General features: G+C 61.5%; 14 protein-coding genes. 4 read left to right on the forward strand and 10 right to left on the reverse strand.

The features are described from left to right. Positions 1-186 precede the first annotated feature (186 nt). Positions 187-1,671, forward strand: coding sequence for an NCS1 family nucleobase:cation symporter-1 (locus AD668_RS11475; protein ID WP_053158616.1), 1,485 nt, complete (start codon positions 187-189; stop codon positions 1,669-1,671). A 142-nt stretch (positions 1,672-1,813) separates the two neighbouring features. Then, on the forward strand, positions 1,814-3,082 hold the full coding sequence (locus tag AD668_RS11480; protein WP_053158620.1) for a Zn-dependent hydrolase: 1,269 nt from the start codon (positions 1,814-1,816) through the stop codon (positions 3,080-3,082). Between the two features lie 92 nt (positions 3,083-3,174). Here AD668_RS11480 and AD668_RS11485 read toward each other — a convergent pair whose 3' ends face one another. The 10 genes from AD668_RS11485 to AD668_RS11530 form a co-directional block, all read right to left on the reverse strand. Next, positions 3,175-3,633 carry a transposase gene (locus AD668_RS11485; RefSeq protein WP_053158623.1) on the reverse strand — a complete coding sequence of 153 codons (459 nt, stop codon included), beginning with the start codon at positions 3,631-3,633 and terminating at the stop codon, positions 3,175-3,177. A 165-nt stretch (positions 3,634-3,798) separates the two neighbouring features. Continuing rightward, complete coding sequence (locus AD668_RS11490) at positions 3,799-4,944, reverse strand: XdhC family protein (RefSeq protein ID WP_053158626.1); 1,146 nt, start codon at positions 4,942-4,944, stop codon at positions 3,799-3,801. A gap of 80 nt (positions 4,945-5,024) precedes the next feature. Then, positions 5,025-6,413: an amidohydrolase family protein gene (locus tag AD668_RS11495; protein ID WP_053158629.1), complete on the reverse strand. Its 1,389-nt coding sequence runs from the start codon at positions 6,411-6,413 to the stop codon at positions 5,025-5,027. A 12-nt stretch (positions 6,414-6,425) separates the two neighbouring features. Then, entirely contained in the window at positions 6,426-7,793 is a 1,368-nt protein-coding gene (locus AD668_RS11500) for a nucleobase:cation symporter-2 family protein (protein WP_053158632.1), read from the reverse strand. Positions 7,794-8,027: 234 nt separating this feature from the next. After that, positions 8,028-9,074 (reverse strand): GTP-binding protein, encoded by a 1,047-nt coding sequence (locus AD668_RS11505; protein WP_053158635.1) that lies wholly within the window; start codon positions 9,072-9,074, stop codon positions 8,028-8,030. A 75-nt stretch (positions 9,075-9,149) separates the two neighbouring features. Next, complete coding sequence (locus AD668_RS11510; RefSeq protein WP_053158638.1) at positions 9,150-9,779, reverse strand: UbiX family flavin prenyltransferase; 630 nt, start codon at positions 9,777-9,779, stop codon at positions 9,150-9,152. Continuing rightward, entirely contained in the window at positions 9,776-11,161 is a 1,386-nt protein-coding gene (locus AD668_RS11515) for a UbiD family decarboxylase (protein ID WP_053158641.1), read from the reverse strand. The genes AD668_RS11510 and AD668_RS11515 overlap by 4 nt, the downstream gene beginning before the upstream one ends. Before the next feature lie 129 nt (positions 11,162-11,290). Beyond that, complete coding sequence (locus tag AD668_RS11520) at positions 11,291-12,196, reverse strand: amidohydrolase family protein (protein ID WP_053158646.1); 906 nt, start codon at positions 12,194-12,196, stop codon at positions 11,291-11,293. Between the two features lie 4 nt (positions 12,197-12,200). Beyond that, positions 12,201-13,130, reverse strand: a complete 930-nt coding sequence (locus AD668_RS11525) for an amidohydrolase family protein (protein WP_053158649.1) — start codon at positions 13,128-13,130, stop codon at positions 12,201-12,203. Between the two features lie 334 nt (positions 13,131-13,464). Continuing rightward, positions 13,465-14,355: a LysR substrate-binding domain-containing protein gene (locus AD668_RS11530; protein WP_053158652.1), complete on the reverse strand. Its 891-nt coding sequence runs from the start codon at positions 14,353-14,355 to the stop codon at positions 13,465-13,467. Positions 14,356-14,474: 119 nt separating this feature from the next. Between AD668_RS11530 and AD668_RS11535 the strand changes: the two genes are divergently transcribed. Beyond that, positions 14,475-14,939, forward strand: coding sequence for a (2Fe-2S)-binding protein (locus tag AD668_RS11535; protein WP_053158654.1), 465 nt, complete (start codon positions 14,475-14,477; stop codon positions 14,937-14,939). Next, on the forward strand, positions 14,939-17,143 hold the full coding sequence (locus AD668_RS11540; protein ID WP_053158657.1) for a molybdopterin cofactor-binding domain-containing protein: 2,205 nt from the start codon (positions 14,939-14,941) through the stop codon (positions 17,141-17,143). Before AD668_RS11535 ends, AD668_RS11540 begins: the two co-directional genes overlap by 1 nt.

The raw sequence follows: 17,143 nt of genomic DNA on the forward strand, positions 1-17,143 counted from the left end.
CAAGTTACAAGGTTGTATTGGCACTGCCCGATGCGTAAGCGGGGCACCCGGCACGTTTATTGATGCCGCCGCTGACACCTTGGCCGGTCCATGAAAGTTGTCAGTTCCTCCGGCCATCGTCGGGTCAGCGCTTAAAGCGTCGACCCCCTGATGAGCAACAATAATCAAAAGAACAGTGGAGCGGCCATGCAACAGATCAGATCGCAAGTGACCGAGCGCGACGGCTTGTTTGAGCTGGAAGCCGGTAGCGATGTCCTCGACAGTCCCCGATACAACCACGACATCGCACCGACCAAGGTGCGTGAACGAACCTGGAACAAATGGCACATCACCGCGCTGTGGGTCGGTATGGCGATTTGCGTGCCGACCTACACCCTCGGTGGCGTACTGACGGCCTACTTCGGTTTGAGCGTCGGCGAAGCACTGCTGGCGATTCTGTTTGCCAACATTATCGTGTTGATTCCGCTGACGCTGAACGCGTTCCCCGGCACCAAGTACGGGATTCCGTTTCCGGTGCTGCTGCGTTCGTCCTTCGGCGTCCTTGGTTCCAATATTCCGTGTCTGATCCGCGCCCTGGTGGCGTGCGGCTGGTTCGGCATACAAACCATGTTCGGCGGCCTGGCGATCCACCTGTTTCTGGGCTCGGTGTTCGATGGCTGGAAATCCCTGGGCGGCACCGGCGAGGTGATCGGCTTCATGGTGTTCTGGGCGTTGAACCTGTGGGTGGTGATACGCGGCGCCGAGTCGATCAAATGGCTGGAAACCCTGTCGGCGCCGCTGTTGGTCGCAGTCGGCGTGGGCCTGCTGGTGTGGGCGATGCCGAATGTGTCGATGACCGAACTGCTGGCGATTCCGGCCAAGCGTCCCGAAGGTGCTGGAGTGGCCAGTTACTTCGCCGCCGGATTGACGGCGATGGTGGGGTTCTGGGCCACGTTGTCGCTGAACATCCCCGACTTCAGTCGCTACGCGAAAAGCCAGAAGGATCAGATTGTCGGGCAGATCATCGGCCTGCCGCTGACCATGTTCCTGTTTGCTTCCCTCGGTGTGGTGATGACCGCCGCCTCGGTCAAACTGGTTGGGGTAACGGTGTCCGATCCGGTGACCCTGATCGGTCATATCCAGAGTCCGTTCTGGGTGGCGATTGCCATGGCGCTGATCATCATCGCCACGCTGTCGACCAACACGGCGGCCAATATCGTATCGCCAACCAACGACTTCCAGAACATCGCACCCAAGGCGATCAACCGTACCAAAGCGGTCATTCTTACCGGGCTGGTGGGGCTGGGATTGATGGCCCACGAACTGCTGAAAAAGCTTGGTTTGATCGTTTCCGACGTCAGCCTCGAAACGGTCTATTCCAATTGGTTGCTCGGTTACTCCAGCCTGCTCGGGCCGATCGCCGGGATCATGGTGGTGGATTACTTCCTGATCAAAAAGCAGCAGCTTGACCTCGCGGGCCTGTACCGCGACGACGTGTACCCGGCGTGGAACTGGAGCGGTTTCATCGCGTTTGGTGTGCCGGTGGTGCTGACGTTGCTGTCGTTGGGCAGCGACGCGTTCAGCTGGTTTTACAGCTATGGCTGGTTCACCGGTTCGGCGTTGGGCGGGGTGATTTATTACGGGTTGAATGTGATGCGGCCCAGCCCGTCTGTTGCTAAATCGGCGGTGTAAGGGAGGGCCTCATCGCTGGCAAGCCAGCTCCTACAATTGAAATGCGATCCCCTGTAGGAGCTGGCTTGCCAGCGATGGCGGCCTCCAGCACGCCGACAAACTGCCTGAAGAAATCCATAAGAACAGCCTGAGGAGATCATTCATGAACGCGGCCATAGACGTTCTGCAATCCACCCATCAGCACATCAACCGCGACCGGCTGTGGCAGTCGCTCATGGAACTGGCCAAACTCGGCGCGACGGTCAAGGGCGGCGTCTGTCGCCTGGCCCTGACTGACCTGGATCGGCAGGCCCGTGACATCTTCGTCAATTGGTGTACCGATGCAGGCTGCACCGTCAGCATTGACGCGGTAGGCAATATTTTCGCCCGGCGCCCGGGACGCAATCCGGATCTGCCGCCAGTGATGACCGGCAGCCACATCGACACCCAACCCACTGGCGGCAAGTTCGACGGCTGCTTCGGTGTGCTGGCGGGCGTCGAAGTGCTGCGTACCCTCAACGACCTGAACATCGAAACCGAAGCGCCGCTGGAGGTGGTGGTCTGGACCAACGAAGAGGGCTCTCGCTTCGCCCCGTGCATGATGGGCTCCGGCGTCTTCGCCGAGAAATTCACCCTGGAGGAAACCCTGGCCAAGGTCGACGCCGAGGGCGTGACAGTTGGCGAAGCGCTCAACGCCATCGGTTACGCGGGACCGCGCAAGGTCAGCGGGCACAAGGTTGGCGCTTACTTTGAAGCGCACATCGAGCAAGGCCCGATCCTTGAAGACGAACGCAAAACCATCGGCGTGGTGATGGGCGCACTCGGGCAAAAATGGTTTGACCTGAAACTGCGCGGCGTCGAAGCGCATGCCGGTCCGACCCCCATGCACTTGCGCAAGGACGCCCTGGTCGGCGCTGCGGTGATCGTCGGTGCGGTCAATCGCGCAGCACTCGCTCATCAGCCTCACGCCTGTGGCACGGTCGGCTGCCTGCAAGCCTATCCCGGTTCACGTAACGTCATCCCGGGTGAAGTGCGCATGACCCTCGATTTCCGGCACCTGGAACCGGCCCGGCTGGATTCGATGATTGCCCAGGTGCGCGAAGTCATCGAGACCACCTGCGATGAACACGGCCTGACCTTTGAACTCACGCCAACCGCCGATTTCCCGCCGCTGTACTTCGACAAAGGTTGCGTCGAAGCCGTACGCGGTGCCGCCCAGGGGTTGGGACTGTCGCACATGGACATCGTCAGCGGTGCCGGGCACGACGCGATCTTCCTCGCCGAACTCGGCCCGGCCGGGATGATTTTTGTGCCATGCGAGGGCGGCATCAGCCACAACGAAATCGAAAACGCCGCGCCGGATGATCTGGCCGCCGGGTGCGCGGTGTTGCTGCGAGCGATGCTGGCGGCGTCGGCAGCGTTGGCTGCGTGAGGAAAGCAAAGATCGCAGCCTGCGGCAGCTCCTACAGGGGGTCGAGTTCCCCGTAGGAGCTGCCGAAGGCTGCGATCTTTTGATCTTCCTCTTCAAACCCAAATCGCATCCCACAACGGATAATCGCCAATCCGTTGCACCAGCCCAGCGCGCAAGGGGTTCATGATGATGTAGCGGGCAGCGTCTTTGATGTCTTCCTCTTTGCGTAGTGCTCGATCGTAGTAGCCACGTTGCCACACTTGGCCCAAGTCTCTTTGCATCAGATTGATAGATCGACCACTTCTGGATTTGATCCGACACATAAGATCGGCCAATGTGCCGTTATTGAGCTCGATCAACCAATGCAAGTGGTCTGGCATCACTACCCAAGCCATTGAGGTTGTTGCGGAGCTTTCATCGGCACAACGCAGTTGATTGACTAGCTGACGTCCTAAACGCAAATCTGAGAAAACGGGTCGACGCTGATGGGTAACTGCAGTTAGTAGATAGATACGCCCTGGTTCAGAAATCCGAGCGTTGCGTAGGCGACATCCTTTTGCAGCAGCAGGCATTCCTTTGCCCTCTTTTAAAAGTGTGAGTCATGAACAGTAGTCGAGTTTTTTTGGTTCATTGGCCCGAAGTTTTTCGGCTTGTTTCGAGAAAAGATCGCAGCCTTCGGCAGCTCCTACAGGGGATCGCATACACCGGAGCTGCCGAAGGCTGCGATCTTTTGATCTTCAAACCACCGCGACAATCTCAAGGTTTCCACTGACCACCAGATCCGCCTGATGAATCGGCTTGCGCCGGTGCCTGAGCATCCCGCCCTGGCGTTGGTTCAACACCGCCGTCATCTCCGCGAGTATCGACAGCGCCACACTTTCCGGGGCATCGCCGCCGAGGTCGAGACCCATTGGGTAATGCAGGGCTGACGAATTGCGGCCGATGTCCGCCAGCAGACGTTCGGTACGTTCCTTGGGGCCGAGTTGGCCGATGTAGGCGGGCGCGGCTTGCAGCACTTGACCGAGCCAATGGCGGTCCTGGCGGTAACTGTGGGTCATCACGGCCACCGCCGCGCCGTCGATCAGTGGGTGCAGGTCGAACGGGTTGTCGAGGTTGGCGAAGATCACGGCGTCTGCCTGCGGGAAGCGTTCGGGTCGGGCAAAGTGGCTGCGACTGTCGATGACGCTGACGTGCCAGTTCAGCAGTTTCGCCATGCGCACCAGCGGCTGCGCGTCATGACCGGCACCGAAGATCACCAGGCGTGGTGGCGGGGCGATGTATTCGAAGAACACTTCGACTTCGCCACGGGCGTCGGTGTAGAGCCGAATCGATGATTTTTTCTGTAGAAGTGTCTTGTGCAGGTCATTGCGGATGGCGCTGCGTAATGGCCGGTTGTGCAGGGCGTCATCGCAGTCCGAGTGCAACCGGTCACCGACCCGCGCCGTGGCATTGCGTGAGGTCGCAATGACCGTGGCCATGGCGGCCGGTTGTTGGCGTTCGCGGACGCGGCGCAACAGGTCGATGACAGGTGACGGGTTTTTCGCCCGAAGGCGTTCAAGCAGCACGAACACCGTGCCGTTGCAGCCGAGGCCAAAGGTCAGGGCGCTTTGCTCGTCGTCTTCGTCTTCGGTCGCGCCGGTACTGTAGCGACGCACCACGGGCTCGCCGGAGTCGGTCAGCCACCAGGCTTTTTTCGCCAGGTCCTGTTCCAGGCAACCGCCGCTGACGGTGCCGACGGTACGGCCGTGCAGCGGAATGAGCATGCGCGCGCCAGGGCGGCGATAGGCCGAGCCTTCGACCTTGACCACGGTGGCGAGGACGGTTTCTTCACCGGTTTGGGTGGCAGTGTCGATGGCTTGTAGCAGATCGTTGATACCGGACATGGCATTCACCTGAATATGACGCAATCCCCTGTAGGAGCTGGCAAGCCAGCTCCTACAGGGGGATTTGTGTAGGCAGTGGGTCAGTCGTCTACATTCATCAACTGCCTCACCCCATCCCACGCCTCGGCGCGCATTTGCTGCACGTCCAGCCCCGGAATCACGCCGTCATCCACCACCACGCGACCGCCCACCAGGCTGTAGCGCACGGCAATCGGTTCACCGGCCACCACGGGCGCCACGGCAATGTCGTGGAAACCGAAGAAGCGCGGATGGTCGAGGCCATAGATCACCAGATCCGCCGTTTGCCCGACTTCGAGGGTGCCGACTGCGCCCAGTCCCAACACCTGCGCACCACCGGCCGTGCCCCAGTGAATGACGTCTTCGGCGGTGGTTGCCGAGGCACCTTGTTCCGCGCGGTGAATCAACCACGCGGTATTCGCCTCGCCGACCATGCTCCCGGACTCGTTCGACGCCACGCCATCCACTCCAAGGGAAATCGGCACACCCGCCTCGAACATCTGCGGGATCGGCGCGACACCACTGCCCAGGCGCGCATTGCTCACCGGGCAATGGGAAACCCCGGTGCCGGTTTGCGCGAGCATGCGGATTTCACCGGGCTGCATGTGCACCGCATGGGCGAACCACACATCCGGGCCAAGCCATTCGTGTTCGGCGACGAACTCCACCGGCAGGCAGTTGTATTTCTCACGGCAGAAATTCACGTAGTTCTGCGTTTCGGACAAGTGTGTGTGCAAGCGCAAGCCGAGGCCACGGGCGGTGTGCGCCAGTTCGCGCAACAGCGTCGGCGGCAGCGAAAATGTCGGCGTGGTTGGCGCCACCACCACCCGACGCATCGCATCCGGGGTGTCCTGGTGATAAAGCGATTTCAGGCGTTCGATATCGCCGACCATCTGGTCGAGGGTTTCCGGTTGCAGCGCGGTTTTCGAGAAGCCCGGGTGGGCGCTGGCCGATTCCAGCGCGCCGCCCCGGCACAACACGAAGCGCAGGCCGAACTCATCGGCCATGTCGAACAGCAGGTCACCGGTCTCGGTGGTGCCGTTGGCGTGGTAGAGGTAATGGTGATCGGCGCAGGTGGTCACCCCCGACAGCAGCAGCTCGGCCATGCCCAGCCGTGCGGCGATCCGCGCCAGTTGCGGGGTGAAACGGTTGAGACGCGGGTAGGGCACGCTGGCCAACCAGCCTTGCAAGTCCTGATTCAACCCTTCAGGCACGGCTTTGAGCAAGTTCTGGAACAGGTGATGGTGAGTGTTGATCCAGCCCGGATAGACGATCGAATGGCGCGCATCGATCACCCGTTCGCCGGGTTGCGCTTCAAGGCCTGCGGCCATTTCGGCGATGCGACCGTTGACGATGCGGATGTCCACGGCACCGGCCCGCGCACGCGGGCCACGCAGGCCGGTCATCACTGCCACCGGTTTTTTGATCAGGATGTTTTGAAGTTGAGTCATGGGCGGCTCCAGTCAGAGGCTATGGGAAGCGGATTTGCTGGCGGCGGCATCAGGCACGCTGACACCGTTGAGGGCGGCGTTGAGCAACACCGACACCAGGCAGGCGATCACCACGCTGCTGTGCAGGAACGGTTGCGACCACTCGGGTAATTGCTTGAACAAGGCCGGTGCCAATACCGGCACCAACGCGGCGGCAATGGTGAAACCGACGATCAGCACGTTGTAGCGATTGCGCTCGTAGTCGACCTTGGCCAGGGTCTGAATCCCTGCCGCGGCCACCACGCCAAACATTGCGATCCCGGCACCGCCAAGGGCCGCGGTCGGCATCGCCGCAATGATTGCGCCGGCCTTCGGGACCAGGGCCACCGAGCACATCAGCAAGCCGCTGACAGCCACCACCCAGCGACTGCGCACGCCGGTGAGGATCACCAGCCCGACGTTCTCCATGAAGGCAATGAACGGAAACGCGGCGAACATCCCGGCAATGGTGCTGGCCAGACCGTTGGCGCGCAGGCCGTTGATCACTTGTTTTTCTTCCACCGGTTTGTCGACGATGTCGCCGATGGCCACGAACAACCCCATGGACTCGACCATCTGCACGATCATCACCACCACCATGGTGGCGATGGGGATCAGGCTGAAGGTCGGCAAGCCAAAGTAGAACGGGTAGGGTACGGTCAGCCACGGCGACTCCTGCACGCTGTGAAAACTGCCCATGCCCATCCCGTAAGCGAGCCCGGCCCCGACGAGCATGCCCACCAGCACCGCCATGTTGCGCAACATCGGGCTGCCAAAACGGTTGACCAGCAGGATGGTCAGTAACACCACCGCTGCGACCGCGAGGTACGCCGGCGCACCGAAATCGGCGGCATGACGCCCGCCACCCACCCACTCATAGGCAATTGGAAACAGCTGCAAACCAATCACCGTGACGATGCATCCGGTGACCACGGGTGGAAAGAACCGACGCAAGCGCCCCACGAACGGCGCGGCGAGCATGGTGAAAATCCCCGCGCCTATCACCGCCCCGCAAACCCCGGCAAAGCCGACCTCGGGGTTGCTGCCGATGGCAATCACCGGGCCCACGCTGCTGAAGGCCACGCCCTGGAGAATCGGCAGACGCACACCGAATTTCCAGAAGCCGACGGTTTGCAGGAGTGTGGCGATACCGGAGCAGAACAACGTGGTGCTGATCAGGACGACGGTATCGGCCTGGGACATTTTCAATGCACTGGCGACAATCAACGGCACGGCGATGGCACCGATGTACGACACGGCCATGTGTTGCAGGCCGAGGGTGAGCATTTGTCGCACCGATAACACCTGGTCGACGGGATGGAGGGTGACGATGGGTTTTGAAGGGGTAGTGGCTGACGACATGGGGAAACACCTCTTGCTGTTGTTATTCGGTAGAGAGGGGTATTCGTTCTGATGCCGGGCGCTGTCGCCCATGTAGGAGCCGGTTTGCTGGCGATGGCGGCCGACCAGTCGCCATCTTTGTTGGCTGACAGTCCGCTTTCGCTGGCAAGCCAGCTCCTACAGGTGTTGTGTGTTGCCCGATGCATCAGTCATTCATGTGCCCGGAACCGCCATCCACCGGCTCCGATGCCTTTTTCAGCCTGCCAGGCAGGCGGCAAAACCCTGGTTCAGCGCCGCGCGGTCCAGGTCGCGGCCGATAAACACGATCTTGCTCGAGCGCGGTTCGTTGCCCCACAAGGTGGAGGCACGAAACTCAACGAGGCTGTGCACACCTTGCAGTACATAGCGCTGGTCCTGATCGGCCACCGCCAGCACACCTTTCATGCGGTACAGGTTGTCGGCCTGCTCGGTGCGCAGTTGGGTGATCCAGCGATGGAAATCGCCCAGGTTGACCGCGCCATCCACGGCGATGCCCACCGACGACACACTTGGGTCGTGGTCATGGTCCAGGTCGTCATGGTCGTGGTGATGCTCATCGGCGTGGTGATCGTGTTCGGCACCGATCTCCATGAGTTTTTGCGTGGACTCGAAGGCGCCGATGCCAAGGATCTTCGACAGATCGATCTCGGCGTAGCTGGAGGTCACCAGATCCGCCGTGGCGTTCAACCCGCGGATCTTGTCGCTCAGGGACGCCACGTCGGCAGGGCTGACCAGGTCGACCTTGTTGATCACGATGCGGTCGGCGCAGACGATCTGATCCACCGCCTGGTTGTCCACGCCATCCAGTTGCAGGTCTTCCAGGTGTTGGGCGATGTGCTTGGCGTCGACCATGGTGACGATGGCGTCCAGTTCCACTTCATCGGCAATCGGGTCGTTGATGAAGAAGCTCTGGGCCACCGGGTACGGGTCGGCCAGACCGCTGGTTTCGATCAGGATGTGATCCAGCCGCACCGGCCGTGCCACCAGTTCGCGGACAATGCGCACCAGGTCTTCACGGACTTCGGCGGTGCAGCACACGCAGCCGTTGACCATTTCGTAGATTTCTTCGGTCTCGGAACTGAGCACCAGGTCGCCGTCAATGCCGACTTCGCCGAATTCGTTCTCGATCACGGCGATCTTGCGCCCGTGGTTTTCCTTGAGGATGTAGTTGAGCAGGGTGGTTTTGCCGGCGCCGAGGAAGCCTGTGAGGATGGTCACCGGGATTTTGGTGTTGGGGGTTGGGGCGTTGAATGGGGTGTTCATGTGATGCTCCTTAAAAAACTCAATGGTCGGAGTGCTCTCAACTGTAGGAGCAAGCTTGCTCGCGATGAGGGCGGATCAGCAGGCTTTGATGCTGCCTGACCCACCGCTATCGCGGGCAAGCCCGCTCCTACAGGGGGTTGTGGGTTCTCTCCAGCGTTGCGCAGTCCCGGCATCGAGGCCGAACAGGTCCAGGACACGGCCGAGGCTGTGGTCGACCATTTGCGCAAGGTCTTGGGGGCGGGCATAAAAGGCCGGCACCGGCGGGGCGATGATCCCGCCCATCTCGGTGACAGCGGTCATGTTGCGCAGGTGGGCGAGGGTCAGCGGGGTTTCCCGGGCCATCAATACCAGCGTGCGGCGTTCTTTGAGCGTGACGTCGGCGGCGCGACCGATCAGGCCCGATGAAGTGCCGGTGGCGATTTCCGCCAGGGTGCGCATGGAACACGGCGCGACCACCATGCCCAGGCAGCGGAACGAACCGCTGGCGATCCCGGCGGCCACGTCGTCGGCGCGGTGGTAATGGCTGGCCAGTGCGGTGACATCGGCCAGCTTGTAATCGGTTTCGTGGGCCATGGTCAGCAGCGCGGCACGGCTGATGATCAGATGGCTTTCGATATCAAGTTCGGCGAGCAACTCCAGCAGGCGCACGCCATAGATAAAACCGGACGCACCGCTGATGCCGACCACCATGCGCTGGCGGTTCATGGCAGATAGCTCTTGAGCAGATCGCGGGCACGCTCGATTACGTCCTGGTCCAGTTGCGCCTTGATCCCGTCGAATCCCGAGCCGCGTGTGGCGTCCAGGCCCATGCGCGAGGTGGTGCCGTTGACCGAGGACGACGGGTCCAGTGGGCTGCCAGGCAAACCGTCGATGACGAAGATGTCCTGATGCGGCTGGAAATGCGTGGCCAGCGCCCACAACACCTGGCTGTCGTCGCTGATATCGATATCACTGTCCACCGCGATCACGGTTTTCAGGTACGGGTCCCAGCCGAGCAGGGCCAACATGATCTGCCGCGCCTCCCCGTCACGGCTTTGGTCCAGCGCCACGTAACAGTGAAAATGCGTGCCGGAGTTCGGGTAATGCACGGCGGTGACGGCGGGGAAGCGTGCCTTGAGCTTTTCGCTCATTTCCGCTTCCCGCGGCAGCCGCGCCAGGGTCAGGTGCTCGGCGTAGCGCCCGCCGACCACGTCCACCAGCCAGGCGTCCTTGCGCCGCATCAGGGTGTCGACCCGCAGCACATTATTGGTCGAGCGATCCGAGGAATAACCGCTGAATTCCCCGAACGGGCCTTCTTCGGCATAGGCCGCTGGGTCAATCGCACCCTCCAGGACAAATTCCGCAGATGCCGGCACACCGATGCCATAACGCGGAGTTTTCACCAGCTCCAGCGGTGCGCCGAACAAGCCCCCGGCCACCGCTCGCTCATCACTGCCGAACGGCAAACGCGCCGCCGCTGCGAGCATGAACAGCGGATGTGCGCCGACCACCATGGCCACGCGTAATTCTTCGCCGCGTTCGCGAGCGGTTTGCAGCATGCGCCACAGGTGACCGCGTGAATGCAGGCTGGTGGCGAGGGTCTGGCGGGCATGGCGCATCGAGCGGTGGTAGCTCATGTTGGCGATGCCAGTGACCGGGTCTTCGGCAATGATGATCGCGTTGGTGATGTACGGGCCGCGGTCACTGTCGAAATGCTTGAGCATCGGCAGCAGCGCCAGGTCCACGGCTTCGCCTTCGTAGATTTCATCAAGCACCGGGCCGGTTTCCACGTAGCGCGGGGCGATGGGGTTGTTGGCGCGCTGTTGAAATGTCTCGTGCAGTTGCGCCGGGGCAACGCCAAACATCCGGGCGATACGGGTGCGGGAGGCGAACAGGTTGGTGACCACCGGCGCGCCGAAGTGGCCGACCTTTTCGCAGATCAGCAGTGGATCGCGGCCCTGGGTGGCGAGGGCATCGACCAGGGCGGTGACGTCCTGATCGGCTGAAAGGGAGTGCTGGACGGTGAGCACATCGTCCGGGTACTGCCGGCGATAGGCATCGAGAAAATCGTGAAAATCCTGGGTGTCGCCGAGCGTGGAGAGGGTCATGGTTTCACCTCGTGAAAAGCAGTGCTGTGCACCTGTAGGAGCCGGCTTGCTGGCGATGGAGTGTCAGCTGCATCGATTTCGACTGACACACCATCGCCAGCAAGCCGGCTCCTACAGAGAGGTCGAGGGTCAGAGGTACGTCGTGGTCAGCCGAATGTCCGCCTCGATCAGGTCTTTGGGCGGCGGTGTCGGTTCGATGCCGCACAACCGGGCGATGTTGTTGCCCAGGTAGTCCTCAAGGTGATCCTCATCGATGCCCAGCCCTTGCGGTGCCGGTGAGCACAACACCTCCAGTTCTCGCAGCCACATGCCCGGTTCGTTCGGCGGCGAGTCGGTGCCGAACACGATCTTGTTGCGCGGCAAATCCTTGGCGAACTCGACGATCCGCGACTGGAAGCACCAGCCGGATTCGCAGTACACGTTCGGCGTGTCCATGGCCATCCAGAACGCTTCGAACGAGTAGTTGCCCCCGGTCTGGATGCCGAAGTGACCGATGATGAAATTGACCATCGGGAACTCGCGGATGATCGGGTAGAACATCGTCGGAATGGTGTACGGGCCGTCACCGGTGTGGATCAGCACCACGATGTTGTACTTGGCGCAGACCTTCATCGCCGGGCGCAGCCAGTCCAGCGCCCGGTCCGGGCGATAGCCGTGCATGTTGGCGTGCAGCTTGAGCATCTTGAAACCGTATTCCTTGATGTGGAATTCCAGCTCCGCCGCACCGTTTTCCGGTCCCCAGCGCGGGTTGAAGTTGAAGTTGCCGATGAAGCGGTCCGGGTATTTCACGCAGAGTTCGGCAACGTAGGACATGTAGTCACGCACGCCCTCACGGCCCCGGCGGTTGCCGTCGCGATAGCCGGTGTTGCCCGGTGGCGGCTGGATGAAGCCCATGTCAATGCGGCGTGGCTTGCCGTTGATCATGTACGGGCCGTCCATCAGCTTGAGCATGCGCTCGCCGGTGAACGGTTCGCCGGTGTGGCGCCAGGCCTCGTCGACCAGGTTGGTAGGGTGCAGATGGGTGTCGATAATCATCGGTTCAGCTCCTGGCCAGTTGCGTGGTGACGGGGCGCTTGAGCTGCGCCTCTGCTTCGCAAACCGTGCGTGGCGGCGGGGTCGGTTCGAGGCCGATCATTCGTGCGGTGTTGTTGCCCAGGTACTCTTCGAGGGTGTCCTCGTCGAGGTTCAAACCCTGCGGCGGTTCGTGGCACAGCACTTCCAGCAGGCGCAGCCACATGCCCGGTTCGTTCGGCGGAGTGTCGGTGCCGAACAGGATTTTGTGCGTCGGCAGGACCTTGGCGAACTCGACGATCCGCGATTGCAGGCACCAGCCCGATTCGCAGTAGACGTTGGGCAGTTCCATCGCCCATTGCATCGGTTCGAACACATAGACTCCACCTGTCTGTACCCCGAAGTGGGCCATGATGAAATCGACATTGGGGAATTCCTTGATCATCGGCACCCATTCCGACGGGATACTGTACGGCCCGTCGCCGGTGTGCAGCTTGACCGGGATGCCCAGCTCGGCACATTTTTCGAAGCACGGGCGCACCCAGTCCAGCGCGCGGTCGGGACGGTAGGCGTGCATGTTGGCTTGCATCTGCACCATCTTGAAACCGTGTTCCTTGACGTAGCGCTCGATAGCCTCGACGCCGTTTTCCACGCCGCAGCGCGGGTTGTAGACGAAGCAGCCGATGAAGCGGTCCGGGTAGGTCTGAACCATTTTCAGGGTGTAGGCCATGTAGGCATCGATGGACTCGCGACCGGTCAGGTCGCCGTCGGTCCAGGTGTAGATGGTGTTGCCCTGCGGGGGCTGGATGAAGGCTTTGTCGATGCGGCGAGGCTTGCCGTTGACCATGTACGGGCCATCCATCATCTCCAGCAGACGCTCGCCGGTGAACGGGTCTCCGTCATGCCTCCAGGCGAGGTCCACGAGATCCGTGGGATAGCAGCTGATATCGATGATCATTGAAGTCGATCTCCTGATAGCGGGGTAGGGAACCTTGCGGTTCGCAGCAGCCACGTCCCGGGCAATCGGCCATTTCTATGCGCAAAGAATCACGCATTCCCTCGCCTGGTCGCATCCGGCTCGGGACGCTGGCTGCTTGGGGGGAAGTATTGGAAGGGGGTGTGAGGTTCGTACAATATTAATTGGGCGAGGGGTTGATATGTGTTCGATATGGCTTTGTGTTGGCTGGGCGGGCCTCATCGCTGGCAAGCCAGCTCCCACAGTGATCGATGGTGTTAACCCAATCTGTTACACACCACAAAACCCTGTAGGCGCTGGCTTGCCAGCGATGGCGTCAGGATTGTGTATGCAAAGCCAACTGCTTGACCGCTGCAACCACCGGCGCCACCCGCTCGGCCTGACCCGGTGGCCACACCGCATACAGGTTGTAATGCGCCGCAATCTTCGCATTGTTCAACGCCAGCAACCGCCCACTGCGCAGCGCATCTGCCGCCAACAAGCCACGCACCAGTCCTGCACCGACCCCGGCTTCGGCAGCCGCGATCAGATTGGCCGCGTTGTCAAACACCACCCGCGCCGGCGGTTCGGTGGGCTCCATGCCTGCCGCATCCAGCCACGGAATCCACGATCGTCGCGTATAACCCAGCAACGGTAATTCAAGGATCTGAACCGGACTCAGCGGCAACTGTAAACCATAACGTTCCAGCAGCGCAGGTGAGGCCACCGCCATCACCCGATCCCCGCAGATCTGCGTCATCTCGCAGTCTTCCCAGTCGCCATATCCGTAGCGCAAAGCCAGGTCCACGCGTTCGAACGCGCTGCGGTCGGAGCGTGGCATCGATAACAGCACCACCTCGTGGTCAGGCAGCAGATCCAGCAATTGCGGCAAGCGCGGGTTGAGCCAGCTCTGGGCCAGCTCACTGTCGACATCCAGGGTCAGGCGTTGCGCCACGCTGCGATTCCTCACCGAAGACAGCGCCCGGTCGATCTGCGCCAGGCCGTCGGACAGCACACTGGCGAACAACTGCCCGGCGTCGGTCAGGTTGCTGCCGCCGCCTTCACGCACAAACAACGGCTGGCCGATGAATTCTTCCAGCGAGCGAATCTGCTGGCTGATGGCGCTGTGGGTCAGGTCCAGCTTGCGCGCCGCGCTGGAGAAACTGCCGCTGCGCGCCGCCTGGATAAACGCATTCATGGACTGCACCGACGGGTATCGCTTGTACATGCTGTTAGTCCTACTTACACAGGATGGCAGAAATCGTCGCTGGCCCCGTTTTCACAAGGCTTCCAATAATCCGATCACCAGGCCTGCACAAAGACGGGCCGCTCTCTTGGAGCCTGACAATGATCGAATTCACGGTAAACGGCGAACGACACGAGCTGGTAGAGACATCGCCCTCCATGCCCTTGTTATGGGTGTTGCGTGACCACTTGAAACTCACCGGCACCAAGTTCGGTTGCGGCATGGGCCTGTGCGGCGCCTGCACCGTGCACCTGGATGGTGTCGCGGTGCGTTCCTGCCAGCTGCCGCTCGCCGCCGTGGCGGGGCACAGCATCACCACCATCGAAGGTTTGTCGCCGACCGAACAGCACCCGCTGCAACTGGCCTGGGTTGCCGAAGATGTCCCGCAATGCGGTTACTGTCAATCCGGTCAGATCATGTCCGCCGCTGCGCTGCTCAATACCGGCGCGGCGGTCACCGACGATTCGATCCGCAATGCCATGTCCGGCAACGTATGCCGTTGCGGCACTTACGGGCGCATCAACAAAGCGATCAAGCGCGCGGCTTCCGCGCCGAAGGAGGCGTGATGACGATCTCCTCGATGGATCTTTCGCGACGCGGTTTTCTCAAGCAAAGCGCGACCCTTGCTTGCGGGTTGGCCATTGCGTTTTACCTGCCTTCGAGCCTTGCTGCGACCGACCCGAAAGCCCCGGCGCCGGCTGGCGAGTTCGAACCCAACGCCTGGGTGCGGATCCTGCCGGACGGCACCGTGAAACTGGTGGTGCACAAGCACGATTCCGGCACCGGAACGCATACGGCCTTGGCCGCCTGCGTGGCCGAGGAGCTGGACGTGAACCCGATGACAGTGCAGGTGATCTCGCCCGAAGATCCGTTTTTCGAAACTTACATTCACCCGATCTGGAAAGTTTTTTCCACCGGCGGCAGCACCAGCGTTTCGCTGGAGTACGACCGCCTGCGCATGGCCGGCGCCACGGCGCGAGCGTTGTTGATCACGGCGGCTGCCAAACAGTGGAAAGTCAGTCCTGAGAGCTGCATGACCGAGGAGGGCCGCGTCGTTCATGCCGCGAGCAAGCGCAGCCTGGGTTATGGCGAACTGGTCGACGTTGCTGCGCATCTGCCTGCGCCCGCCAAGGTCACGCTCAAGGATCCGTCGCAGTTCAAATACATCGGCAAACTGCGGCACAAACGCGATGCCCAGGCCAAGGTCTGCGGACGCTTTCAGTACAGCATCGACGTAGTGTTGCCGGACATGCTGGTGGCGGTCATCCAGCGCACACCGGTGGTGGGCGCTAAAGTGCTGTCGGTGGACTCGGCCGCGACGCTGCAAGTACCGGGTGTACGCAAGGTGATTGTGGTGCCGGGGCGGCCGGATGTGCTCGGCGGCAACCTGGAAGGCGTCTCGGTGCTGGCCGACAACTATTGGGCCGCGCATCAGGGCCGGGCACTGCTGAAGGTGCAATGGAGCGATTCCCCCTTGGCCGGTTTCGACAGCGATGAACTGGTCAAGGCCCAAACGGCAGCGCTGAGCGACAAAGGCGCGCAACGGGTCTCTGCCATGGCTGCGGGAGATGTGAGTGCGCAATGGCCGGTCGCCGCGAAGCTGCTCGAAGCCGATTACCGCATGCCGTACAAAGTGCAGAACCCGCTGGAACCGATCTGCATCACTGCGCAGGTCAAGGACAACGCCATCACCTACTGGGGCGGGGTGCAGGTGCCGTCATCGGCGCTGGAAGCTGCGCACGTCGTGTGCAAGCTCGCCAAGGACAAGGTCACCATCAACGAGCTGGTGTCCGGTGGCAGCTTCGGTGCGCGGGAAGCCAAGTATTGGCTGTTTGAAGTGGCCTACCTGGCGCAACAGGCCAAGGTGCCGGTGAAGTTGATGAACAGCCGCGAAGATGAAATGCGCTCATTGTTTATGCACCCGGCCACATTGCACCGGGCGAAAGGGGCGCTGGATGCGCAGGGACGTTTGACCGCACTCCAGCTCAACGCGGTGTCGCCAGCCTCACCGGAACAATGGGAACCGGGCTACTTCGAGCGCCCGGACAAGATGGATTACAGCACCACCGAAGCCATCACCGCCTGGGATTTTGCCTATCGCCCGGCGAACCTGGACCTGGTCTGGGTCAAACACGAAAGCGACGTGCCCAGCGGCTGGTATCGCTCGGTGAGTTTCATTCCCAACGTGTTCGCCGTGGAAAGCTTCATGGATGAACTGGCCCATGGCGCAGGGCAGGATCCGTTGGCCTTTCGCCTGGCCCACATGCAAGACCGGCCAAGGCATGTCGCGGTGCTGAAAAGCGCCGCCGAACGCGCCGGTTGGGGTAAGCCATTACCGGAGGGGACATCGCTGGGGATCGCCACCAATCAGGGTTACACCAGTTTCATCGCAGTGGTCGCGCGCCTGTCGAAGAAGGACGGCGCGATCAAGGTCGACAAGCTCACCTGCGTTGTCGATTGCGGCCTCGCGGTGTCGCCCGGTGGCGTCGAAGAGCAAATCTACGGAGGCTTGATGTGGGGGCTCGGCCACGCGTTGTTCGATCAAATGGACATCAAACAGGGCAGGGTGGTGCAGAGTAATTTCCACGATTATCGGGTGCCGCGCATGTCGGACATGCCATTAGTGGACATTCTGGTCGTCGACGGCGAACCGACTAAACCGGGTGGTGTTGGCGAACTGGGCAGCCCTTCGGTGGCCCCGGCCATTGCCAACGCGTTGTTCAGCCTGACCGGGGTGCGCCAGCGCTCGACACCATTGATTTTGGGATAA

The sequence above is a fragment of the Pseudomonas sp. P1.8 genome (genome assembly GCF_001269805.1).
Classification (GTDB): domain Bacteria; phylum Pseudomonadota; class Gammaproteobacteria; order Pseudomonadales; family Pseudomonadaceae; genus Aquipseudomonas.

Coding starts and splice junctions, on each gene's coding strand:
- AD668_RS11475 (WP_053158616.1), top strand. CDS start 187: ATGCAACAGATCAGATCGCAAGTGACCGAGCGCGACGGCTTGTTTGAG.
- AD668_RS11480 (WP_053158620.1), top strand. CDS start 1,814: ATGAACGCGGCCATAGACGTTCTGCAATCCACCCATCAGCACATCAAC.
- AD668_RS11485 (WP_053158623.1), bottom strand. CDS start 3,633: ATGCCTGCTGCTGCAAAAGGATGTCGCCTACGCAACGCTCGGATTTCT.
- AD668_RS11490 (WP_053158626.1), bottom strand. CDS start 4,944: ATGTCCGGTATCAACGATCTGCTACAAGCCATCGACACTGCCACCCAA.
- AD668_RS11495 (WP_053158629.1), bottom strand. CDS start 6,413: ATGACTCAACTTCAAAACATCCTGATCAAAAAACCGGTGGCAGTGATG.
- AD668_RS11500 (WP_053158632.1), bottom strand. CDS start 7,793: ATGTCGTCAGCCACTACCCCTTCAAAACCCATCGTCACCCTCCATCCC.
- AD668_RS11505 (WP_053158635.1), bottom strand. CDS start 9,074: ATGAACACCCCATTCAACGCCCCAACCCCCAACACCAAAATCCCGGTG.
- AD668_RS11510 (WP_053158638.1), bottom strand. CDS start 9,779: ATGAACCGCCAGCGCATGGTGGTCGGCATCAGCGGTGCGTCCGGTTTT.
- AD668_RS11515 (WP_053158641.1), bottom strand. CDS start 11,161: ATGACCCTCTCCACGCTCGGCGACACCCAGGATTTTCACGATTTTCTC.
- AD668_RS11520 (WP_053158646.1), bottom strand. CDS start 12,196: ATGATTATCGACACCCATCTGCACCCTACCAACCTGGTCGACGAGGCC.
- AD668_RS11525 (WP_053158649.1), bottom strand. CDS start 13,130: ATGATCATCGATATCAGCTGCTATCCCACGGATCTCGTGGACCTCGCC.
- AD668_RS11530 (WP_053158652.1), bottom strand. CDS start 14,355: ATGTACAAGCGATACCCGTCGGTGCAGTCCATGAATGCGTTTATCCAG.
- AD668_RS11535 (WP_053158654.1), top strand. CDS start 14,475: ATGATCGAATTCACGGTAAACGGCGAACGACACGAGCTGGTAGAGACA.
- AD668_RS11540 (WP_053158657.1), top strand. CDS start 14,939: ATGACGATCTCCTCGATGGATCTTTCGCGACGCGGTTTTCTCAAGCAA.